We start from the raw sequence: 23,604 nt of genomic DNA, 5'->3' as shown, positions 1-23,604 counted from the left end.
AAATGGCAAAAACGATTATTGAGAAAATTTGGGATGAACATATTGTGTACGAGGAAGAAGGTAAACCAGACCTTCTCTATATCGATTTACACTTACTCCATGAGGTGACATCTCCGCAAGCTTTTGAAGGGTTACGACTAAATAATCGCAAGGTTCGCCGGCCGGATCTATGTTATGCAACGATGGATCATAACGTACCAACTCGTAATAGAGAACAGATTAAAGACGTTATCGCCCGTAAGCAAATCTCAACACTTCAACAAAACTGTGAAGAATTTGGTGTTCCACTTGCCAATATGGACCATCCTGACCAAGGAATTGTACACATTATCGGACCAGAGCTTGGCTTAACTCAGCCTGGTAAAACGATTGTTTGTGGAGACAGTCATACTTCTACACATGGTGCATTTGGTGCAATTGCTTTTGGTATCGGTACTAGTGAGGTAGAGCATGTTCTTTCTACACAAACACTTTGGCAGGCTAAACCGAAAACAATGCAGATTAAAGTGACAGGTGAGCTTGGATATGGTGTAGCTGCAAAAGATATTATTTTAGCGATTATTTCGAAGTTTGGTATCGATATGGGTACAGGTTACATCGTGGAATATACAGGCGAAGCGATTCGTAAACTATCAATGGAAGAGCGTATGACCATTTGTAATATGTCGATTGAAGCAGGGGCTCGTGCAGGTTTGATCAGTCCGGATGAGACGACTGTTGAATTCCTTCGAGGTCGTGAGCATGTACCTTCAGGGGTAGCTTTTGAAAAAGAAGCAGCACGTTGGTTAGCTTTAGCAACTGACGAAGGTGCTACCTACGATAAAACTGTAGAAATATCTACAGATGAAATCGAACCATTTGTAACATGGGGTACAAATCCTTCCATGGGCTCTGGTGTATCGCAAAATATCCCGTTCACATCCGATTTTGTGGAAACAAGCGATCAGCAAGCACATGAAAAAGCACTTGCTTACATGGGGCTAGACCAAGGGATGCCGTTAGAGGACATTGCGATATCAAATGTATTTATCGGTTCCTGTACAAATGCACGTCTAAGTGATCTTCGCACAGCAGCAAACGTAATTGCAGGTCGCAAAGTACATCCAAACGTAACCGCAATTGTCGTTCCTGGATCACAAACGGTTAAAAAACAAGCAGAGCAAGAAGGTATCGACCAAGTATTCCTTGAAGCTGGATTTGAATGGCGCGAATCAGGCTGCAGTATGTGCCTAGCGATGAATGATGATATCGTTCCAGCAGGAGAGCACTGCGCATCTACTTCCAACAGAAACTTTGAAGGTCGTCAAGGAGCTGGTTCCAGAACGCATCTGATGAGCCCAGCAATGGCAGCAGCTGCCGCAATTGAAGGTCACATTGTAGATATTCGAAAATTTGGACTAGTAAATGCATAAGGAGGAAATCCAGTGGAGCCTATCAATGAAATCAAAAGTATCATAACCCCTTTAAATCAAAAAAATGTCGACACAGATCAAATTATCTCAAAAGAATTTTTAAAACGTATTGAACGCACTGGATTCGGTAAATACCTATTTTACCACTGGCGCTTCGATGCAAATGATGAGCCTATTAAAGACTTCGTATTAAACGATGAACGCTATAAAGATTCTACTATTTTAGTAGCACATGACAATTTTGGCTGTGGTTCCTCTCGTGAGCATGCACCTTGGTCCATTTTGGATTATGGCTTCCGAGTAGTCATTGCACCAAGCTTTGCGGATATCTTCTATAATAACTGCATGAAAAACGGTATTTTGCCGATTAAGCTATCGGTGGATGAAGTGGAAGCATTGCTAAGCAAAGAAGTATATAATGTGGCAGTTAATCTAGAAGCTCAAACGGTAACAGGTGCTGACGGTGTTGTATATTCATTTGACATCGATCCGTACCAAAAGAAAATGCTTTTAAATGGATGGGACGAAATTTCGTTAACCTTCCAATATGAGGATAAAATAAAAGCTTATGAAGACAAAGTAGCTCAAGCATAAACAATTGAGTTTTAAAAAAAATAGCTAATTAGGAGATGGTTTTGTTGGGAATTCATACGACACTGTAGGTTTATATCGTGCATCTGAAAAAGTAGCGGAGTTCGTGCATCGCACACCGTGTAAAAGATCGGCCACATTCAATAAAATGACCGAGAAAAATGTGTTTTTGAAATTAGAAAACCTGCAAAAAACTGGGTCATTTAAAATTAGAGGCGCTATGAATAAAGTATCTCAACTTAGCGAAGCAGAGTGTGCCAAAGGATTAATCGCAGCCTCTGCCGGTAATCATGCGCAAGGTGTTGCTTTTGCTGGAAAAGCACGAAATGTACCAGTCACGATTTTCATGCCGCTTGGAACACCCGTTTCAAAAGTAAATGCTACTAAAGGGTACGGCGCAACCGTCAAACTAGTCGGTCAAAATTTCGATGAAGCTTATATTGCTGCCCGTGAGGAACAACTCCGAACAGGAGCAACATTCATCCATCCTTTTGACGATATAGCGGTTATCGAAGGGCAAGCAACCGTCGCGATGGAAATGCTTCAGCAGCGACCGGAGCTAGATACGATTGTTGTGCCAGCAGGAGGGGGAGGCTTACTAGCTGGAACACTCCTTGCAGTCAAATCAATCCGTCCTGATATCCGCGTTATCGGCGTACAATCCAGCAATGCCTCGGCAATTGCCATAGCATATAAAGGAAAAGGAGACGGACTGCTACCTTTCCAAGGCAAAACAATCGCAGAAGGCATCAACGTGAAAACACCAGGAAATTTGACCATGAAAATTATTCAAGTATTTGTGGACGATGTAATTACTGTGAGCGAGCAAGAAATTGCATCTGCCATTCTCTTCACGCTCGAACGAGAAAAAACGCTTATCGAAGGTGCAGCAGCCGCAGCTGTAGCGGCAGTATTGAATCACCGCATTCCAGGTTCCTCCCAAAATGTCGGCATTATCGTAAGCGGAGGCAACTTCGATGTTAGTAAACTAGTCGAATGCCAACAATTATGTATGAATATGCCGCTAGCTAAATAACACGAAGGACACCACTAGCCATAATGAGCTAGTGGTGTTTTAATGTGTCAAGATAATGGTGGAGAAAGAGCTACAATGTTGCGAGAACAGAGGATAATGTTGCGCATACGGAATAGTAAGTTGCGCAAACCGAAAACGTTGCTTAAACGTGCGGAAATGTTGCGTAAACGCACTCGGATGTTGCGAGAACAGGGGATAATGTTGCGCATACGGAATAGTAAGTTGCGCAAACCGAAAATGTTGCTTAAACGTGCGGAAATGTTGCGTAAACGCACTCGGATGTTGTGAGATCAGGGGATAATGTTGCGCATACGGAATAGTAAGTTGCGCAAACCGAAAACATTGCTTAAACGTGCGGAACCGTTGCGTAAACGAACTCGGATGTTGCGAGATCAGGGGATAATGTTGCGCATACGGAATAGTAAGTCGCGCAAACCAAAAACGTTGCTTAAAAGTGCGGAAATGTTGCGTAAACGCATCCTGATGTTGCGAGAACAGAGGATAATGTTGCGCATACGGAATAGCAAGTTGCGCAAACCGAAAACGTTGCTTAAAAGTGCGAAAATGTTGCGTAAACGAACTCGGATGTTGCGAGAACAGAGGATAATGTTGCGCATACGGAATAGTAAGTTGTGCAAACCGAAAACGTTGCTTAAACGTGCTGAACCGTTGCGTAAACGCACTCGGATGTTGCGAGAACAGAGGATAATGTTGTGCATACGGAATAGCAAGTTGCGCAAATCGAAAATGTTGCTTAAACGTGCAGAAATGTTGAGTAAACGCACTCGGATGTTGCGAGAACAGGGGATAATGTTGCGTATACGGAATAGCAAGTTGCGCAAATCAAAAACGTTGCGCCAACACCCGGAAAGGTTGCGTAAAGGCACCCGGATGTTGCGAGAACAGAGGATAATGTTGCGCATACGGAATAGTAAGTTGCGCAAACCGAAAACGTTGCTTAAAAGTGCGGAAATGTTGCGTAAAGGCACCCGGATGTTGCGAGAACAGGGGATAATGTTGCGTATAAGCCCCAGTAAGTTGCGCAAAATTATATTGCTTCCTCAACGTCCAAAAATGTAGCGATTCTATCCCATCTATTTGCGATTCCACACGAAGACCTTGTGATTCACCATTCCCTCGACATACCTTAAACTCATCACTTGACTTTGTTAGGTAACTAAAATATAATTACTTACGAAAAGTAACCTATAAATCAAATGGAGGAATTCACATGAAATATCATAATAAACCAAACACATTTGTAGAATTAGTAGAGTTAAAAGTAGTAGATCTTAAGCGCTCACTAGAATTTTACGAAAATATCATAGGCTTCAAAATACTAGAGCAGCAAGCGGAAAAAATTTATCTTACTGCCGATGGTGAGACAGCACTTCTTTCTATTGAGCAACCGGCGAACATTTTGCCAACTCAGCAAAAGACAGCTGGCTTATACCATTACGCATTATTATTACCGACACGTGCTGATTTAGGTGCTATTTTAAGACACTTCGCAGAGATTAATATTCGTATTGGAGCAGGAGATCACTTAGTTAGTGAAGCACTATACTTAAATGATCCAGACGGAAATGGAATCGAAATATATAGTGACCGTCCAGATTCTGAGTGGAAATGGGAAAATGAATACGTTGAAATGGCCACGCTACAAATCGATGCGCAAAGTATTTTAGCGGAAGGTGCAAGTACTCCGTGGAATGGACTACCATCAGGGACTGTAATGGGACATATACATTTACATGTCGGAGAACTGGATGCAACGAAGAAATTTTACCAAGCATTAGGTTTTGATGTTATGACTCCTAATTATCCTGGCGCATTATTTATGGGGGCAGGTAAATACCATCACCATATTGGTTTAAATACATGGGCTGGAGTCGGCGCTCCTCCTACACCAGAAAATGTAGTTGGACTAAAGGCATTCACAGTAATTTATCCAACAAACGAAGAGCTACAAACTGCAATTACTAATGTCCAAGAAATCGGATCTGATGTATCAGAAGATAATGGAGTATTTATAGTACAAGATCCTTCACAAAATAAAATAAAATTAACTATAAAATAAAAAGAAGCTGGGACAGAAGTAGAAATTTTATTGGATAAGGAGAAACCTTTACTAAATAATGGATATTTAATAAAATTGATTGAAATGGAAGGGCGACTCCTACGGGAATAGCGTGACGCCTGAGACTACAGGCTCAGGCCACGCCCGTGGAAAGCGTCCCTGGAATGGAGATCAATTTTGTGCACAGCAAAAAAACAGCATTTTTCTCACAGAGAAAAATGCTGTTTTGGGGTTCTGTCCTAGCCTCTTTTTTGTCTTCTCCCTCTATTATAATGCCTTCAGCATACCGCCATCGACTACTAAACTTTGGCCAGTCATATACGTATTTGCTTCGGAACATAGAAATGCGATAATATTTGCAAATTCGGCTGGTTCCCCGTATCTTCCAATAGGAATTAATTGCTTGAATCCTTCTCTAACTTCCTCTATGGATACTTCTTTTCTATTAGCAGCTATTTGGTCTAACTCTGTGATACGATCTGTTTGGATTCGACCTGGACCTACTGTATTGATTAATATGTTGTTTTCTGCGTATTCTCTAGCAATACTTTTCGACAATCCGACCATCCCTAATCTGAATGTATTCGACAGTATTAGACCGTCAAGCACCTCTTTAGTAGATGATGAAGAGATATTGACGATTCTTCCGAAATTTTGTTGTTTCATATGTGGAAGTGCCAGTCGAATTGTGCGAATATAGCTAAGCAGATTTTTTTCAAATGCCACTCCCCAGTCTTCATCAGTCACCTGTGCAAATCCACCAGCTACTGGGCCACCAACATTATTTACTAAAATATCAACGCCACCAAGTTTTTCTATTGCCTCGCTAAATAGTTGTTCAATATCGCTATTTTTTGTCATATCACAAATTGTGTAATACACTTCTTGGTTTCCACTATTTGTTTTTATTTCCTCAAGAGTTGCCTGAAGTTCTTTTTCATTTCTACTAGATATCATTACTTTTGCGCCTTCTTTTGCAAATTGAAGGGCTGTTGCTTTCCCTAATCCTTTACTAGATGCAGTTACAATTACTCGTTTATTTTTTAATCCTAAGTCCATGGTCCGCTTCCTTTCTATATGTACTGCCCTTATCGTACATCGAATTTTCAGATTTGTCTTTGTAAATTTCATGTTAAGTTTCAGAAAACACACTCATTTCCTTTGAGGATTATGCTATATTTCAAAGTGGGAGGTCGGAATACCTATGAAAAAATGGTCTGCAATTCCACTGCGAATGAAGTATTTAATAGCAATTTTTAGTTCCTTTATCTTATTTGGTATGATGACTGTTTTATTGATCATCCAAGTAGTTCACAACCAAGAAATAGCTGATGATATGGAAATTTCATCACAAAATGTCGAAAGTGCAGATATTATGCGATCGGAAGTAGCGAGTTTATACATTGCCATTTCTCATTTCGCAGGAGACCCGTTAGAAGAATTCGACAAAGATTATGAAGCAAAAAAAGATAGTCTAGCAAATCTACTAAATTCGGCAAGTGCGCAAATGCCCTATGCAGATTGGAAAACTTTCTCAGAAACCTTACAATCAATTCAAATTACATACGAGAATAATCTAAAGGAATCGGTTATTAACAAAGAAAATGTCGCAAAACGAAGACAACTAAAGTCGATCAATGATAAATATACTAGCTTGACAATAATGCTAGAAGAAACTAGACAACATGAATCTGAGGAAAGACAGCTTTTAATAGAAGAAATGTCCGAGAGCCAGAAAAATACCATTGTTATTGTAGTTGCTGCTTTTCTAATAGCTGGCTTACTATCACTTGCTTTAGTGTTAATGACAAATCGACAAATTAAGACTCAGTTAGCACAAGTAGTTTTATCTGCAAGAGATATATCTGAAGGGAATTTGAATAGTCAACCTTTACAAATTTCGTCGAATGATGAAATTGGGGAAGTATCACGTGCGATGAATGAGATGCGAGGAAATCTAATAGCCATCGTAAAAACGATTAAACATGCTGCCGAGAACCTAAGTGGAAATAGTGCGGAGCTAAAAGAGTATTCCACTAATACAGTAGATAGCACAAATACTGTCAAACTAGCTATTCATGAAACGAGTGGAAGCATGCTAAAGCAAAAAGAAGCATCTATCGGTATCCGCTCCTTTTTAGATGAATTCTCCCGTACTTTCGGTGAAGTGACAGAAAAGGTAATTGAACTGAACGAGTATTCCACTATTGCTGTACAAATGGCTGATGAAAGTACATTGGCATTGAAAAATGCCGCTGGAGAATCAGCAAAATTACGGTCATTATTTAAAGAAGCGGATCAAGAAAGAAAATTACTCCAAGACCGGACGGAGGAAATTGCACGAATGACAACAATCGTTCAAACGATCTCAAAGCAAACAAACCTATTGGCATTGAATGCTGGTATTGAGGCGGCTAGATCAGGTGAACATGGAAAAGGATTTGCAGTTGTGGCAGAAGAAGTAAAAAAACTAGCAGATGAAGTGTCTCGAACAGCTAATACAATTCACCAAATATCAAATTCCATTACGCAACAAGGTACTCAGATGGCGAATGTATTTGCTGACGGTCTGTCTACATCCAAAAATAATGCAGCAACGTTTGAGATGCTGCATCATAAAATGGATAAAATAGTAACTTATATACGAGATTCCAAAAATCAAAATGATCATATGAAAGATTCCATTTTAACTATTGAAGAAGAAAAGAATACTTCTGAGAGACTCATATTTGCATTGATAGAATCAATTGAATCTAACACAGCGCAAATGGAATATACAGAAGACATGCTTTTATCGAATGTTCAAACAATCGAAATGCTTTCTAAATTGATAAATGATGTAAGTGAAGAAGCAATTATTTTGGAAAAATCAAGCACTAAATTTGTCATATAAACTATACCTAACAAGTAATTTTTTCTATACTTGTTAGGTTTTTTTATGTGTAAACCGTTGATAACATTAAGTTTCCTTTGTAACACAATTGTTACATAACTGTAAAATTAAAAAGGTTTAAAGAGTGGTAATATGGGTTTAGAGAAATATTCAGAAAACTTTAGACCTTGGGGGAACACGATGAATTTAAAATCTATGTCGCAAAAAGTCATGGCTATATTAGTATTATCAGTTCTCTTAGTAACAACATTCGCAGGAAATACGGAAGCAGCAAGCTCTGTAAACTCATCTGAATTAGTAGCAACTGCTAAAGATTTGATTGGAACAAAATATCGTGGTGGCGGGACAACAAAAGCAGGATTTGATTGTTCGGGATTTGTAAATTATGTGTACAATGATGCTGGAGTTAGTCTTCCAAGAACTTCTTCAGGATTGTATGCTTCAGGATCAAAAGTAGATAAAAGTGATTTAGCTTCTGGAGACTTAGTATTCTTCAATACATCTGGTAAAGGTGTATCACATGTTGGTATATACATAGGTGACGGAAAGTTTATCCATTCATCCACTTCAAAAGGTGTGAAAATCGATAAATTAAGTGACCCGTATTATTGGGGAGAGCGCTATGTAGGAGCAAAACGAATTGCTGATGTTACAGTAGCATTAAACAAATAAAACATATACATCTCGGTTCTATCGTATAATTTACGGTAGAACTTTTTTGTACTCAAAATATCTTTAATAGTTCTCATATCGTTTGATAATTGCTAGTTAATTCTGCATAATGAAAAAAGATAAAATAAGTAATCATCGAAAGGAGGAGGAATTTGAAATACAATCGTAATGAATATTTTCGTTATACATTTGAAGAGCCTTGTGATGCAACATTTCGGCTTATCAAACAAAGTGTTGGCAATGCTGAAGTGGAATTGTCTAAAAAAGGTGTATGTAAAATTATCGATATTAGCCCACATGGCTTGAAGATGTTTAGCGAATTATTTATATCCATAGATCAATTACATCATGTGGAATTGAATTTCACATTAGATACAAATCCTATTTCGATGGTTGGCGAATTTGTATGGTCTCACCGAAAAGCATTCGGTCATGAATATGGCGTAAAGCTAGTTGGGGACAGTGAAAGTGAAAGAATGATTATTGGAGAGCTGAAAAACCGTAGGCGTAAAGAGTTGGAGCTCAAAAGGTAAAGATTATTACAATATTCGACAAAAAATAAATAAAAACTTTAAAATAAGAAGGATATTTTAAAGGTGGTGTTGAAATATATATATAGAGTTAAATTAAAGGAGGAGTTTACATGCTAAACTTTAACATTCGTGGAGAAAATATTGAGGTGACTCCTGCAATACGTGAATACGTTGAAGGGAAGATTGAGAAAGTAGACCGTTACTTCAACGAAGAAATTCAAGCAACTGCAAACGTTAACTTAAAGGTGTATAACGACAAGCAAACAAAAGTAGAAGTAACAATTCCTATGAAAAATTTAACACTGAGAGCAGAAGAACGCAATGCAGATATGTATGCTGCAGTCGACTTAATCGTTGATAAACTAGAGCGTCAAATTAGAAAGTATAAAACTAAAGTAAATCGTAAGTTCCGTGAGCGTGAAGGTGTAGCAACATTTTTTGCAACAATCGATTCACCAGATGCTGGGTCTGATCATACGGAAGAAGATGAATATAATATCGTTCGTACAAAACAGTTCGACCTAAAACCGATGGACCAAGAAGAGGCAGTACTACAAATGAACATGCTTGGTCATAATTTCTTCATCTTCACAGATGCAGAATCTAATGGTACAAATATTGTCTACAAACGTAGAGACGGAAGATACGGCTTAATCGAAACAAACTAAGTCCGCAAAAAAATAAAATAACTCAAATAACCAACTCTCCTCGGAATTATGAGGAGAGTTTTTCTCAATTATTTGAGAAGAGTAATAGTAAGTTCAATGGTTGGTCTAAAGTAATTGGAACCATTCTCCTACTTAACAATCTGATTGAAGGTTTCCAAAAGCATTCAAAATATTAGTGTACCTTATTTGCGTGCCTTTAGAACGAATGGTAAAATGGAGAGTAAGACTAAATGGGAAGTGAAAATAGATGCTAGGTGTATTAAATAAAGTGTTCGATTTAAATAAACGTGATCTAAAACGCTTAGAAAAAATTGCGGATAAAGTAGAAGCATTAGAAAGTACTATGGATGCATTGTCTGATGGTGAGCTCCGCGCGAAAACAGATGAGTTCCGTGGTCGTTATACTAAAGGAGAAAACTTAGATAGCCTATTGCCAGAGGCATTTGCCGTAGCACGTGAAGGATCTAAACGTGTACTGGGAATGTTCCCTTTCCGTGTTCAAATCATGGGGGCAGCAGCTCTTCACGAAGGTAATATTGCGGAGATGAAAACAGGGGAAGGTAAAACGCTAACCTCTACCATGTCTATTTATTTAAATGCAATTACAGGTCTTGGTGCGCATGTCGTGACGGTTAACGAATACCTGTCTAGCCGTGATGCTGCTGAGATGGGACAATTATATAATTTCCTAGGTTTAAGTGTTGGATTGAATTTAAATTCATTATCTAAAGAAGAAAAACGTGAAGCTTATGCGGCGGATGTTACGTATTCGACGAACAATGAGCTTGGGTTCGATTATTTACGAGATAATATGGTGCTATACAAGGAAGATAAAGTTCAACGTCCGCTTCACTATGCAGTAATCGATGAAGTTGACTCCATCTTAATCGATGAAGCAAGAACGCCTTTAATCATTTCTGGACAAGCAAACAAAGCGGCTCTTCTTTATAAACAAGCAAATGCATTTGTGCGTACATTAACAAAAGAGGTAGATTATTCTTATGAAGAATCTACAAAAGGTGTAACTCTAACGGATACTGGTGTAGAAAAAGTAGAAAAAGCTTTCAATATCGATAATTTATTTGATTTGACTCATGTTCGTTTAAATCATGCAGTCAATCAATCATTAAAAGCCCATGCTTCTATGCATCTTGATATCGACTATGTCGTTCAAGAAGGTGATGTTGTAATCGTCGATTCGTTTACGGGTCGTCTGATGAAAGGTCGTCGTTACAGTGATGGTCTTCATCAAGCGATTGAAGCAAAAGAAGGCTTAGAAGTCCAAAATGAATCGATGACGATGGCTACGATTACGTTCCAAAACTTTTTCCGTATGTACGATAAGCTGTCTGGAATGACCGGTACAGCAAAAACGGAAGAAGAAGAATTCCGTAATATCTACAATATGAATGTTATTGCCATTCCAACTAACCGTCCAATTGCAAGGGATGACCGTGCAGATTTAATCTATGCTTCCATGAATGGTAAATATGAAGCGGCGGCAGCTGATATTGCTGAACGCAATAAAAATGGGCAACCAGTTCTAATTGGTACTGTTGCCATTGAAACCTCTGAAATTATTTCTAAACTGTTAACCAAACATGGCATTAAGCATAATGTATTAAATGCCAAAAACCATGAACATGAGGCAGAAATTATTGCAACAGCTGGACATTTAGGTTCTGTTACGATTGCAACAAATATGGCTGGTCGTGGAACAGATATTAAATTAGGCGATGGTGTCATTGAAGTCGGCGGTTTAGCAGTAATTGGGACGGAGAGACATGAATCTCGTCGTATCGATAACCAATTACGTGGACGTTCTGGTCGTCAAGGAGATCCAGGGGTCACACAGTTCTATTTATCGATGGAAGATGAATTGATGCGTCGTTTTGGCTCTGACAATATGCGTGCCATGATGTCCAAGCTCGGAATGGATGACTCCCAACCAATTCAATCGAAGATGGTATCTCGAGCAGTGGAATCGGCGCAAAAACGTGTAGAAGGAAATAACTTCGATTCACGTAAGCGTCTATTACAATATGATGATGTACTACGTCAGCAACGTGAAATCATTTACAAAGAACGTAACGAAGTATTAGAAACAGAGAATATGCGTGCACTTGTAGAGTCTATGCTATTCGGCGCAATTGAACGTTTAGTTTCTTCTCATACAAGCTCTGAGAATAAGGCTGATTGGAGTTTGAAAGGGATTGAAGATTACATTCAAGCGAATTTATTGCCTGAAGGGGTAATAACACAATCGGTACTAGAAAATTTATCTTCTGAAGAAATGATAGAAAAAATCAAAGAAGAAGTAATTCGATTCTACGATGCGAAAGAAGAAGAAATGACTGCAGAACGTATGCGTGAGTTTGAAAAAGTAGTATTACTTCGTTCTATTGACTCCAAATGGATCGACCATATCGATGCAATGGATCAACTTCGCCAAGGAATCCATTTGCGCGCATACGGACAAACAGATCCACTTCGTGAATACCAAAGTGAAGGATTTGCCATGTTCGAAGCAATGGTCGATTCCATCCAGGAAGACGTTGCGAAATATGCGATGAAAGCAGAAATTCGTAATAACCTTGAACGTGAAGAAGTAGCAAAAGGGCAAGCTGTAAATCCAAAAGAAGAAAGCGGTCCTGTGAAGAAAAAACCTGTGCGCAAAGAAGTTTCCGTCGGCCGTAACGATCCATGTCCATGCGGAAGCGGCGAAAAATTCAAAAACTGCCACGGTGCTGTGAATTAATAAAGAAAAGCGCAAGACGCCTGTAAGCCTCGACCAGCGCTGGAAAGATTAAGAGGAAAGACGTATTTTGCCTTTACCTTAATCTTGAAGCGACTCGAGAGGCTGGCGTCTGGAGCTGGCCATAAAAAAAAGCGCAGGACGCCTGTAAGCCTCGACCAGCGCTGGAAAGATAAAGAGGAAAGGCGTACTTTGCCTTTACCTTAATCTTGAAGCGACTCGAGAGGCTGGAGTCTGGAGCTGGACATAAAGAAAAGCACAAGGCACCACCCGGAATCTAGTCAAAAGAAAGTCGGAGGAATACAAATGATAGAAATTGCAACTGTACGAAATGAATTAGATAGAACTTCTGGAAAGTTAAAAGACTTTAGGGGGTCTCTTTGACTTAGAAAACAAAGAGGTTCGTATTCAAGAATTAGAAGAGCTGATGACATTTCCTGATTTTTGGGATGATGCACAGGGAGCTCAAAAAGTGATTAATGAAACCAATGCATTAAAAGCGATAGTAGAAGAATATCGTAATCTTGAGTCTACACAAGAAGACCTAGAGATGACTTTGGAATTGATCAAAGAAATGCCAGATGAAGAGCTACAGGAAGATCTTGGTAATGAATTAAAAGAGTTTACAAACAAGCTTAGTGATTTTGAATTGCAAATGCTACTTAGCGAGGAATACGATAAGCATAATGCAATTTTAGAATTACACCCTGGTGCTGGTGGTACCGAGTCCCAAGACTGGGGTTCCATTTTGTTACGTATGTACCAGCGATGGGCAGATAAGCGTGGCTTTAAAGTAGAAACGATTGATTATTTACCTGGAGATGAAGCTGGTATCAAGTCAGTAACTCTACTGATCAAAGGTCATAATGCATATGGCTATTTAAAGGCGGAAAAAGGCGTTCATCGTCTTGTTCGTATTTCACCTTTCGACTCATCAGGACGCCGTCATACTTCATTTGTTTCATGTGAAGTAATGCCTGAGTTTACGGATGAAATTGAAATCGATATTCGCACAGAAGATTTGAAAATTGATACTTACCGTGCAACAGGTGCTGGTGGTCAGCATATTAATACGACTGACTCAGCAGTTCGTATTACACATTTACCTACAAATACAGTTGTTACTTGTCAATCAGAGCGTTCACAGATTAAAAACCGGGAACATGCGATGAAATTATTAAAATCAAAACTTTATCAGCTGAAAATTGAAGAACAAGAAGCACAATTATTGGAAATCCGTGGAGAACAAAAAGAAATCGGATGGGGAAGTCAAATACGTTCTTATGTATTCCATCCATATTCCATGGTAAAAGACCATCGTACAAATGAAGAAAGTGGTAATGTTCATGCAGTTGTAGATGGTGAAATCGATCCGTTTATTCACGCTTACCTACGTTCAAAAATAAATTAATAGACGTTTTACACACCGATGTTATAATTATATAACATCGGTTTTTTTATTTTTCAGAATATAAGGAATAGGGGAAAGAGCAATGAATATCAATGAGTTGAAAAACGAAGATTTAAAAAGGAAAAACTTCATTTTATTTTTAGCTTATGGTTTAGCCGCAGGTCTTGGATTACTAGTACAAATTATTATTCAACAGGCAGCAGTTGTCATTATTTCTATTGGAATTCCTTTTGTTATATCGATTTTTATGTATTTTGTTGCAAGAAAATCAATACAAATCGCACGTATTTATCCTTATTTTGTAATACTAGCAGGAGCGATAACAGCCGTCAGCATGAGTTATTTCAATGAAGTAAGCATCGCTACAATCGTTTTAGCACTTTTCATTCTAATTCTAAGCAGTTTACATTCAAAGCAGAGTATTTTTGTATACGGTTACATTTTATGCCTGTTCGCAATGATATTAACTGTAATGTGGGATGATTCAGGTATATTTGAAGGACGAACTGTGAATATTTTCTTCATCCAGTTCATAATGGCACTAGGTATCTTCTTACAAGTAAGGCAAAGTAAGAATCTATTCACGAAAGTGGAAAAACTTTTAGAAGATGCAAAAGTTAAATCTGATGAAGAAACATTTCTACATCAAAAACTGGAAACTGCAGTGTCTGTCATTACATCCAATTTGGAGCAAATACGTACGAATACATTTAATACAAACAATGCACAGGCAGAAATGCTTGTTGCGGTAGGGGAAGTAAGTATTGGTTCTCAAAAACAAGCAGATCATGTAGTGGATATTGTAAAATCTACTGAGGCAACTTCTGATTCAGTAAAAGAAATGGCTGGACATTTACACGAAATTGTCAAACAAGCGGAATTTGCAGAACAGAATGCTTCGGACGGTTCTATAGTGATGGAAAAGATGAAAAATGAGATTGATGAATTCACCGTTTTTTTTGTGGAACTCAATAAAACATTTAACGGTCTTTCCGAAAAAATTAATGAAACAAATAATTTTGCGAGTGATATTCGCCAAATAACAGCACAAACTAATCTTTTAGCCTTGAATGCATCTATTGAAGCAGCAAGAGCTGGAGAACTCGGAAAAGGGTTTGCCGTTGTGGCAGAAGAAATCCGAAAACTTGCTGGTGTCACTGATCAGTCTCTAGAAAAAATAGATGATAATTTAAACCAATTAAACAAATACAATCAAGAAGCTCTAAAAAAGTTAGAAAATGGAGTAAATCAAATTTATGCGCAAGTTTCAACAGCCGATAAATCAAATAAATCATTTAATAACCTTCATGAAACAATGAAGAAACTGCAAAACGAGTTAGCTAAGTTCTTAAAGGATGTAGATATTATCTCCAATAATACAGAATCTATTAATATTAGTACGAGTGAATTTGCGGCTATTATTGAAGAAAGCACCGCGACTGTAGAAGAATTCAATGCAACACTTGTGCAAATAACAGAAGATCAGCAGGCAATTGCCAAATATATCGATGAAACATACAAAGAGGCTCAAAACATTAATAATAAATAATTGTTACTTGAAAGAGCGTGTCCTGGAGACATGCTCTTTTTCAAAAGATAAGAAACCAATAATACTGCTATAAAATAATCGGTAACAAGTCTGTTCAAAGTACTTCGGAAACGATAGGAACTGGTTTTGACCTTAATCGTACTTGCTTTTTTTCTTCGCTTTTATGTATAGCTTTCGAATGTTGAGAGATAACATTTATATAACTATCCACAACTCTCCAATTCCCTTCACTTTACCTCGTCAACACGCTATCTTGATGAAGTTCACAAATTACTTTTCACTTGTTATACTAGTGCAGGCAAACACAAGTATTTGAATGAAAGAGGAATGAAATGGAAACTAATATTAATCGTAGACAATATAAAGAACCACATCCCATTGTAAAAAACTCGAAGGATTATATTTATGTAATTATTGGCGCAGCCATTATTGCTATTGCATTTAACGTCTTTTTATTGCCAAACCAAATAGCTTCTGGTGGAGTTAGCGGAATTAGTACAATTTTAAAAGGAGTCTTTGGTTGGGAGCCGGGACTCGTGCAGTATGCTTTTAATATTCCATTGTTTATATCGGGACTTATCTTTTTAGGAGCGAAATTTGGTATTAAATCCTTAGTAGGAACATTAGTGCTTCCAGCGGTAGTGCTAGTGTCTGCTAACTGGGAACCGTGGACGATGAACCCATTGCTTGGGGCTTTATTTGGCGGAATTTCTGTTGGTTTAGGCTTAGGTCTCGTTTTTAGAGGTGGGGCGTCCACAGGTGGAACAGATTTAGCTGCACAAATTATTACGAAGTATACGGGATTTTCCCTTGGTACAAGCGTGCTCTTAATAGATGGATTGATAGTACTTAGCGCCGCGGTCGTTTTCGATATTGAGAAGGCTCTATATGCGCTAATCGGTTTATTTGTTACGACCAAAACAATTGATCTTGTTCAGTTAGGATTTAGCCAATCTAAAATGATTTACATTATTACGAATAAACAAGATGAAATTAGAGATGCTATATATACCGAGATAGATCGCGGTGTAACTAAACTTCCAGCATATGGTGGGTATACGAATGTAGAACGACCAATTTTGATGGTTGTGGCATATCAGACAGAGTTCACAAAGTTGAAACATATCATCAAAACTATTGACCCTGCTGCTTTTGTCATAGTTTCGGATGCCTATGAGGTACTGGGAGAAGGTTTCAAAAGATCTTAAGTTAGGTATAATAATTATGCAAACTAAATTCTATTTAGGGAGGTAGTAACGTGAACAAAAAACTATTAGCTTTAATATTTGGAGCAGGGTTAATGCTAGCTGCATGTGGTGGCGGTGATGATAATGCCGATAAAGATACGGATACATCAACTGACTCTGGTACTACCACTGAAACAGCCTCAGTGGATGCAGAAAAGATCGTTAGTGCAAAATGTATTAGCTGTCATGGACAAAATTTAGAAGGGCAAGGGAACTTCCCAGCTCTAAACGATGTAGGCTCACGCTTATCAGAAGATGAAATTCTAAATGTTATTGAAAACGGTAGAGGGGCAATGCCTCCAGGAATTATTTCTGGTGATGACGCTCAAGCTGTAGCAGAGTGGTTAGCTGCTAAGAAATAATTTTAGAAAAGTAAAAACCTTCATATTAAATCAGCTGCTCTATTTGAGTAGCTGATTTTTTTGTTGGAAAAAAGAAGGAATCTCCTCGTAAAATGTAGAATGTTTGGTGAATAGGTATAAGGTAGTTAAGTGAAATTGACTAGTTAGGATAAAACGTAGATTTGCTTTTAAAAAATCTACCCTTATTTACCTATAAATTGAAATCTAATTGTAACAAATAAAAGCGCTTCTAATGTTATAATAGGCGTGTTGCATTTTATGACGAATCTAATTAGGTGGTTTATAAATGATAGAAATGATAAATGTCTACAAAAAGTATCCAAACGGCATTGTTGCCGCAAACGGTATTGATGTAAAGATTGAACAAGGTGATTTTGTCTATGTAGTAGGACCAAGTGGAGCAGGGAAATCTACGTTCATCAAAATGATGTATCGAGAAGAACGTCCAACCACTGGAGATATTTTGATAAATGGTGTCAATTTAGCGACTCTCAAAAACAATAAAGTACCATATTTAAGACGCCAAATAGGTGTAGTATTCCAAGACTTTAAATTATTACCACGCTTAAATGTATATGAAAATGTGGCGTTTGCATTAGAAGTTATAGAAGAAACACCTAAAGTAATACGCAAGAAAGTTATGGATGTATTAGAGCTAGTTGGACTGAAACACAAAGCAAGAATGTTCCCAACAGAGCTTTCAGGGGGGGAACAGCAACGTGTGTCTATTGCTAGGTCTATCGTTAATACACCAAAGCTTGTTATAGCGGATGAGCCGACGGGAAACTTGGATCCAGAAACTTCATGGGAAATTATGAATATATTCGAAGAAATCAATGCTCGAGGAACAACGATTATTATGGCAACTCATAATAGAGAAATTGTTAATACTATTAGACACCGTGTTATAGCAGTTGAGGGTGGATTAATCACTCGAGACGAGTACGGAGGAGAATACGGTTATGAAGGGTAGAACATTAGGAAGACACTTCAGAGAAAGCATTAAGAGCATCAGTCGTAACGGGTGGATGACATTTGCTTCGGTAAGTGCAGTAACAGTTACATTGTTACTGGTCGGAGTGTTCGTTATGATCATGATGAACTTAAACAAGGTAGCAGATGACTTGGAGAAAGACGTAGAGATTAAAGTCTATGTCGAGTTAACATCAGATGAAGCGGCTATTACAAAACTAGAACAAGAGATTAAAGAGACAAAAGGTGTAGCAGAAGTTAAATATTCTCCAAAAGGAGAAGAATTAAATAAATTGGTAGTTGATTTTGGAGAGGATTTACGATTATTTGAACAACAAAATCCATTACATAATGTATTTTATGCTAAAGCTACCAATCCTCAAGAAACTGAAGCAGTGGCTGAGAAATTAGATCGTCTCGATAATACGTTTGAGGTAAAGTATGGAGAAGGTAAAATAGAAAAGCTATTCTCGGTCTTGAATACTGGTAGAAACGTTGGAGTAGTATTGATTTTGGCGTTATTATTTACGGCAATGTTCCTTATCTCTAACACGATTCGTATTACAATTGTTGCAAGAAGAAGAGATATTGAAATTATGAAGCTAGTCGGAGCAACGAATTGGTTTATTCGTATTCCATTCATCTTAGAAGGTATGTGGCTTGGAATTTTAGGCGCCATCGTTCCTATAACGTTAGTAACAGTACTCTACTATAATATTTATAATATGCTAGCTCCAAAGCTAGAACAAGGAAAATTATTTGAGCTACTTGAGTTCTCACCATTTATATATCAAGTAAACGGCTTGATCTTATTAATGGGCATACTTATAGGCGTTTGGGGAAGTTTCATGTCAGTTCGTAAATTTCTACGTGTGTAGTTGGTAAATTGAAGGGAGAAAGAAATTTTGAGAAAACAGTCTAAATGGATGCTACGAATTATGGCAATAGCAACTACAGGGGCACTTTTAATAACTACTCCAAGTGCTTTTGCGAATACCTTAGATGATTTAAAAAAAGAGCAAAAACAATTAGAGCAAAAGAAAAACACTATAGACTCAACCATTAAAGATACAGAAGGTAAGATTGATCAAAACGTATCAAAAATTGATCAAATTATGGCACAAATTAAAGAGTTAGATACTAAAATTATTAATACCGAAGCACAGATTTCTGAAGTGTTAAATCAAATAAAATTAACTACAACTGAAATTGAAAAGTTACGTGCTTCTATTAAAGAGCTTGAAAGAAAAATTGAAGAACGTGATGAACTATTAAAAGAACGTATCCGTGCGGTTCAAGTAAGTGGAGGTTCTGTTAATTACTTAGATGTAATATTAGGGGCAAATAGCTTTATCGATTTCATCGACCGCTTTTCTGCTGTCAATACATTGATGGAGGCAGACCGTACCATCTTAAAAGAACAAGCTGATGATAAAGAAAAATTAGAAGAGCAACAGGCGAGCCTAGAGAAAAAACTACAACAGCAAGAAGATAGTAAAGATGAGCTTGTCAGTTTAAAAACATCTTTAGATACTCAAAAGGCTTCAAAAGGTAATTTAGTAGATCAGTTAGAGGTAGAACAAGCAAAATTGATCAATCAAAAAGAAGTGTTAGAAACGGAATATGATGAGATTCTAAACTTAAGTCAAGAAACGCAAAATAAAATTGTCGCTGAACAAAAAAGATTAGCAGAGGTTGCAAGAAAAGCAGCAGAAGAGAAGAAACGTAAAGAAGAGGAAGAAAGAAAACGTCAGCAAGCAGCGAGTGGTGGTTCTTCTTCAGCCATTCCAAACGTCTCTGCTGGTTCTTGGACAAAGCCTGCATCTGGACGATTCACTTCTGGATACGGTAGTAGAACTCACCCGATTCATGGGGTAGTAAAAACACATTATGGTATTGATATAGCTAATAGTACTGGTACACCAGTTTTATCAGCTGCTGATGGAGTAATTTCTTATGCGGCTCCACTTAGCACATATGGAAATGTAATTATGGTGACACATTCTATTGATGGTAAAATCTTCACTTCTTTATATGCGCATTTAAGCAGTATTAAAGTAAGTGTTGGACAAGTTGTATCGAAAGGGCAGATAATCGGTGCAATTGGTACTACCGGTAATTCGACTGGACCTCATTTACATTTTGAGATACATGTTGGAAACTGGGAAGGTATGGCCAAAAACTCTGTTAACCCATTGAGATATATTTCCTTATAACTTTTATACAACGCTTTTCCATTCGTGGAGAAGCGTTGTTTTTTTGGGTATAAATAAAAATTTTCGAAAAGCAGCTAGATTTTGATACATATTAAAACCTAAATAACAGTAAATGGGTAATACTATGATTTCCGTTTCATGCGGACGCTTTTTTGCGGGCGGTCCGTGAGCCTCCTCTCTTTTCTTCGGGTCTCAACTTTCCTCTTCCCGTAGGAGTCGCCGCGTTACACTCCAATCAATGAGTGAGCAGATCTTAAGTTTATAATTGAACTGGTTTAGTATTTAAAAAAACGATGATTAAAAAGAGTTAATCAAAGTGAAAGGTAATTAAAGAGTGACAGTAATACTATGATTTCCGTTTCACGCCGACGCTTTCCGCGGGCGAGGCCGAGCCTCCTCGCTTTGCTGCGGGGTCTCGACTTTCTCGCTGCTCCCGCTGGAGTCGCCGCGTTACACTCTAATCAATGAGTAAGTAGATCTTAACTTTGTAATTGGACTGGTTTAGTATTTTAAAAACGATAATTAAAATAGAGTTAATAAAGATTGAAGCAACACACTCTATTAACTAATCTGTAGGGTGCAGCAAGGACATATTCGTATGATAGTACCTTCGGTGGAGAAATCTTTACCTTCATTACTAGTTTCTTGCTTTGATACGGACGATACTTGCGCTTGCTGGTCGTTTACTTTCGGAGCCAAAAAAATTGTCCATTAATTTTTGGCATCCTATCTACTACCTATGTAATGACACATAATTTTAAAAATTCAATTCTGTGTCATCGGTGGTAAATAGGATGTGCGCCTTCCAAGCCGCAGGAGCGCGAAGTATGAGACTTCATAAAGGATGAAGGAGCACCAGTGACCATCCTTGAAGACTCATGCGTGGCGTGCGGCAGTGCACATTCGTTTAGAGGGTTTCTATATGGAGGATGCAGATTAACTTGCACGAAAGAATCGGTAAAGTGATATCAACTTCGAAGTTGTTTCAAGTCACTACATAGTCACATTTCAGCTCATTTAATTCGTATTTAATACCGTAGATAACATATAATAAGGGCAGTGAAATATTATCGTATCAGTAGGAGGTATAATATGAAGAAAAAAATTATTGGGCTATTAGTTATAGCAGCATTGGTAGCAATTGCAACAATATCCTTTGTAAGAGATAATATTGATGAGCAGGAAGCATTTGCGGGTGAGCAGATGGGAACAGATTTGGCACAGAATGCCGCAAATGAGGGCTTAGGTCAAGGGAATACTGCACCTAATTTTACATTAACTACATTAGAGGGCGAGGAAGTCACGCTCGCAGATTATAAAGGAAAGAAAGTAGTGTTAAATTTGTGGGCAACCTGGTGTGGCCCTTGTAAAGCAGAGATGCCACATTTGCAAAATTATTACGAAGATATGGCAGAAAAAGAAAATGTAGAAATTTTAGCTGTCAATTTAACTAGTTCTGATGTTGGTCTGGACAAAGTGAAGGCGTTTCAAGAAGATTATGCACTTAGTTTTCCGATTCCTTTAGATGAAGATGGTGTTGTTGGGGATACCTATCAAGCAATTACGATACCTACAACTTATATGATAGATACGACAGGAACCATTCAAAATAAGATTGTTGGACCGATGGACGAGCAAATGTTAACAGACTATATAAGCAATTTAAAATAAGAATCGATTTTTGGGCAAGTATTAAACTCCTCTTTTCACACATATATTAGTGGAAAAGTAGGAGGTTGAACTTGCGCAAAAGTCGGTTTTTTCTTTATGGGTTGTTAGTTGTTATTGTTTTAGGCATCGGGTATATGTGGTTGATGAAGCCTTCAGCTACAGAACAAAAAAACGTAAGCAATAGTCAAGTAATTGATGAAGCGTTTCAATTGATCAAAAAAGAGGCGGTATTTACTAAAAATGAGAGTTTACTTGTTGAAGGTGCAATTCGTGGTATGGCAGAAGCATTAGAGGATCCTCATAGTACGTATTTGACAAAGGAAGAAGCTGCTAACCAGGAGGCATCTCTTGCCGAAGAACGAGTTGGAATTGGGGCGGAGATTATGCTCTCGGCAGGGAAATTTGTCGTGGTAGCACCTTTAAAGGATTCTCCTGCGTTTAAAGCGGGTTTAAAGTCTCAGGATGAAATTGTTCGAGTGAACGAAGAGAGAGTAGAAGGCAAGTCGATGACTGAGTTAATGCAGTTGTTAAGTGGTAAAAAAGGTACTAGTTTAAAAATGACTGTATATCGGTCTAGTGATAATCGCCATGTCGAATTACATATGAAACGTGACACGATTGCGATGCATACGGTTTCCAGTGATATTTATGAAGTAGATGACTATTCAATCGGAATTGTGAATATCACATTATTTGGTGAGAAGACTGGAGAAGAGTGGGAGAAACAAACGAAAGCTCTGGTGGAACGAGGGATAGATGGACTTTTAATTGATGTAAGAGGAAATCCAGGCGGGTATTTATATAGTGTTTCTACTATTATCGGTACTTTATTGCCGAATGGCTCTACTTTCGCTTATATGCAAGACGCAAAAGGTGTATTGGAAATGTTAAATACCGAAACAAAGGACAATCAGTATTTAAACAAGCTTCCTGTTGTGCTGTTACAAAATGGCGGTAGTGCTTCTGCAAGTGAAGTGCTAGCTGGGGCACTAAAGGACAATAAGCGTGCGATGATCGTCGGTGAAACTAGTTTTGGTAAGGGGACAGTTCAAGAAACACATCCACTGAAAAATGGAGGCAAGCTTAAAATCTCTACTCATAAATGGCTTACTCCTAAACAAGAGTGGATCCATCATAAAGGAATCCAAGCAGATTTACAGGTTGAACCTGATGAATTATATACGATGGATATAAAATATTATCAAGGTAATTTTCGTGTTGGCGACTTTGCGGAAGAGGTAAAGCATGTTCAGCAAGTATTAGGTGCACTTGGTTACAGTATAAGTCGTCAAGATGGGTACTTTGATGAAGACACGGAAGATGCTATTGAAAAATATCGACAAGAGAGAAGCTTAGATGAATTTAACGAGATCGATGATGTACTCTTTCAGTCATTAACAAAAACTATTCTCGATTATAAAGCTAGTAGAGAAAACGATAAACAGTTCCAAATGGGAATTAGTTTTCTACTTCATGATATGAAATAGCAAAGTAAATACGAAAATCCTATACGCAAAGGCCTCTCCGTTTGTTACA

The 23,604-nt window shown here is 38.0% G+C and carries 19 protein-coding genes; 18 read left to right on the top strand and 1 reads right to left on the bottom strand.

What is annotated here, in order from left to right; genetic code table 11:
• Window positions 1-2: 2 nt before the first annotated feature.
• The 4 genes from leuC to MKY37_RS04750 all read left to right on the top strand — a co-directional run bounded on the left by leuC (window position 3) and on the right by MKY37_RS04750 (window position 5,119).
• Window positions 3-1,412 (top strand): 3-isopropylmalate dehydratase large subunit, encoded by a 1,410-nt coding sequence (gene leuC / locus MKY37_RS04765; protein WP_340774334.1) that lies wholly within the window; start codon window positions 3-5, stop codon window positions 1,410-1,412.
• Window positions 1,413-1,424: 12 nt separating this feature from the next.
• Window positions 1,425-2,006 carry a 3-isopropylmalate dehydratase small subunit gene (leuD, locus tag MKY37_RS04760; protein WP_340774332.1) on the top strand — a complete coding sequence of 194 codons (582 nt, stop codon included), beginning with the start codon at window positions 1,425-1,427 and terminating at the stop codon, window positions 2,004-2,006.
• Between the two features lie 103 nt (window positions 2,007-2,109).
• Window positions 2,110-3,039 carry a threonine/serine dehydratase gene (locus MKY37_RS04755; RefSeq protein WP_340774330.1) on the top strand — a complete coding sequence of 310 codons (930 nt, stop codon included), beginning with the start codon at window positions 2,110-2,112 and terminating at the stop codon, window positions 3,037-3,039.
• A 1,231-nt stretch (window positions 3,040-4,270) separates the two neighbouring features.
• The gene (locus MKY37_RS04750; protein WP_340774328.1) at window positions 4,271-5,119 is read left to right on the top strand and encodes a VOC family protein; all 849 of its coding nucleotides are present in this window, start codon (window positions 4,271-4,273) and stop codon (window positions 5,117-5,119) included.
• 267 nt (window positions 5,120-5,386) lie between these two features.
• On the opposite strand, the gene MKY37_RS04745 is transcribed toward MKY37_RS04750, so the two are convergent.
• Window positions 5,387-6,178: an SDR family oxidoreductase gene (locus MKY37_RS04745; RefSeq protein WP_340774325.1), complete on the bottom strand. Its 792-nt coding sequence runs from the start codon at window positions 6,176-6,178 to the stop codon at window positions 5,387-5,389.
• 145 nt (window positions 6,179-6,323) lie between these two features.
• Here MKY37_RS04745 and MKY37_RS04740 point away from each other — a divergent pair, with 145 nt between their 5' ends.
• The 14 genes from MKY37_RS04740 (at window position 6,324) to MKY37_RS04675 (ending at window position 23,555) form a co-directional block, all read left to right on the top strand.
• On the top strand, window positions 6,324-8,012 hold the full coding sequence (locus tag MKY37_RS04740; RefSeq protein WP_340774323.1) for a methyl-accepting chemotaxis protein: 1,689 nt from the start codon (window positions 6,324-6,326) through the stop codon (window positions 8,010-8,012).
• Window positions 8,013-8,192: 180 nt separating this feature from the next.
• A complete protein-coding gene (locus tag MKY37_RS04735) occupies window positions 8,193-8,684 on the top strand; it encodes a C40 family peptidase (RefSeq protein ID WP_340774321.1) in 492 nt (163 codons plus the stop codon).
• 152 nt (window positions 8,685-8,836) lie between these two features.
• Window positions 8,837-9,217: a PilZ domain-containing protein gene (locus MKY37_RS04730; RefSeq protein WP_340774319.1), complete on the top strand. Its 381-nt coding sequence runs from the start codon at window positions 8,837-8,839 to the stop codon at window positions 9,215-9,217.
• A gap of 110 nt (window positions 9,218-9,327) precedes the next feature.
• Window positions 9,328-9,885, top strand: coding sequence for a ribosome hibernation-promoting factor, HPF/YfiA family (gene hpf / locus MKY37_RS04725; RefSeq protein ID WP_340774315.1), 558 nt, complete (start codon window positions 9,328-9,330; stop codon window positions 9,883-9,885).
• Window positions 9,886-10,132: 247 nt separating this feature from the next.
• Window positions 10,133-12,643 carry a preprotein translocase subunit SecA gene (gene secA / locus MKY37_RS04720; RefSeq protein ID WP_340774313.1) on the top strand — a complete coding sequence of 837 codons (2,511 nt, stop codon included), beginning with the start codon at window positions 10,133-10,135 and terminating at the stop codon, window positions 12,641-12,643.
• A gap of 303 nt (window positions 12,644-12,946) precedes the next feature.
• A protein-coding gene (gene prfB / locus MKY37_RS04715; RefSeq protein ID WP_370627109.1) for a peptide chain release factor 2 occupies window positions 12,947-14,051 on the top strand; the annotation gives its coding sequence in 2 pieces (ribosomal slippage) (window positions 12,947-13,012 and window positions 13,014-14,051; 1,104 coding nt in all).
• Between the two features lie 82 nt (window positions 14,052-14,133).
• Window positions 14,134-15,600: a methyl-accepting chemotaxis protein gene (locus MKY37_RS04710; RefSeq protein ID WP_340774311.1), complete on the top strand. Its 1,467-nt coding sequence runs from the start codon at window positions 14,134-14,136 to the stop codon at window positions 15,598-15,600.
• A gap of 332 nt (window positions 15,601-15,932) precedes the next feature.
• Entirely contained in the window at window positions 15,933-16,808 is an 876-nt protein-coding gene (locus MKY37_RS04705) for a YitT family protein (RefSeq protein ID WP_340774310.1), read from the top strand.
• 50 nt (window positions 16,809-16,858) lie between these two features.
• Window positions 16,859-17,209 (top strand): cytochrome c551, encoded by a 351-nt coding sequence (gene cccB / locus MKY37_RS04700; RefSeq protein ID WP_340774309.1) that lies wholly within the window; start codon window positions 16,859-16,861, stop codon window positions 17,207-17,209.
• Window positions 17,210-17,495: 286 nt separating this feature from the next.
• On the top strand, window positions 17,496-18,182 hold the full coding sequence (gene ftsE, locus MKY37_RS04695; protein WP_211893370.1) for a cell division ATP-binding protein FtsE: 687 nt from the start codon (window positions 17,496-17,498) through the stop codon (window positions 18,180-18,182).
• Entirely contained in the window at window positions 18,172-19,059 is an 888-nt protein-coding gene (gene ftsX, locus MKY37_RS04690; protein ID WP_340774308.1) for a permease-like cell division protein FtsX, read from the top strand. Before ftsE ends, ftsX begins: the two co-directional genes overlap by 11 nt.
• A gap of 27 nt (window positions 19,060-19,086) precedes the next feature.
• Entirely contained in the window at window positions 19,087-20,397 is a 1,311-nt protein-coding gene (locus MKY37_RS04685; RefSeq protein ID WP_340774307.1) for a murein hydrolase activator EnvC family protein, read from the top strand.
• A 1,092-nt stretch (window positions 20,398-21,489) separates the two neighbouring features.
• Window positions 21,490-22,068: a redoxin domain-containing protein gene (locus tag MKY37_RS04680; protein ID WP_340774305.1), complete on the top strand. Its 579-nt coding sequence runs from the start codon at window positions 21,490-21,492 to the stop codon at window positions 22,066-22,068.
• A 71-nt stretch (window positions 22,069-22,139) separates the two neighbouring features.
• Window positions 22,140-23,555, top strand: coding sequence for a S41 family peptidase (locus MKY37_RS04675; protein WP_340774302.1), 1,416 nt, complete (start codon window positions 22,140-22,142; stop codon window positions 23,553-23,555).
• Window positions 23,556-23,604 lie beyond the last annotated feature (49 nt).

Source organism: Psychrobacillus sp. FSL K6-2836, from assembly GCF_038003085.1.
Classification (GTDB): domain Bacteria; phylum Bacillota; class Bacilli; order Bacillales_A; family Planococcaceae; genus Psychrobacillus.
The sequence above is the reverse complement of the archived record's forward strand: the minus strand, read 5'-3'. Positions and strand labels throughout refer to the sequence as shown.

Coding starts and splice junctions, on each gene's coding strand:
- leuC (WP_340774334.1), top strand. CDS start 3: ATGGCAAAAACGATTATTGAGAAAATTTGGGATGAACATATTGTGTAC.
- MKY37_RS04750 (WP_340774328.1), top strand. CDS start 4,271: ATGAAATATCATAATAAACCAAACACATTTGTAGAATTAGTAGAGTTA.
- MKY37_RS04745 (WP_340774325.1), bottom strand. CDS start 6,178: ATGGACTTAGGATTAAAAAATAAACGAGTAATTGTAACTGCATCTAGT.
- MKY37_RS04740 (WP_340774323.1), top strand. CDS start 6,324: ATGAAAAAATGGTCTGCAATTCCACTGCGAATGAAGTATTTAATAGCA.
- MKY37_RS04735 (WP_340774321.1), top strand. CDS start 8,193: ATGAATTTAAAATCTATGTCGCAAAAAGTCATGGCTATATTAGTATTA.
- hpf (WP_340774315.1), top strand. CDS start 9,328: ATGCTAAACTTTAACATTCGTGGAGAAAATATTGAGGTGACTCCTGCA.
- secA (WP_340774313.1), top strand. CDS start 10,133: ATGCTAGGTGTATTAAATAAAGTGTTCGATTTAAATAAACGTGATCTA.
- MKY37_RS04710 (WP_340774311.1), top strand. CDS start 14,134: ATGAATATCAATGAGTTGAAAAACGAAGATTTAAAAAGGAAAAACTTC.
- MKY37_RS04705 (WP_340774310.1), top strand. CDS start 15,933: ATGGAAACTAATATTAATCGTAGACAATATAAAGAACCACATCCCATT.
- ftsE (WP_211893370.1), top strand. CDS start 17,496: ATGATAGAAATGATAAATGTCTACAAAAAGTATCCAAACGGCATTGTT.
- ftsX (WP_340774308.1), top strand. CDS start 18,172: ATGAAGGGTAGAACATTAGGAAGACACTTCAGAGAAAGCATTAAGAGC.
- MKY37_RS04680 (WP_340774305.1), top strand. CDS start 21,490: ATGAAGAAAAAAATTATTGGGCTATTAGTTATAGCAGCATTGGTAGCA.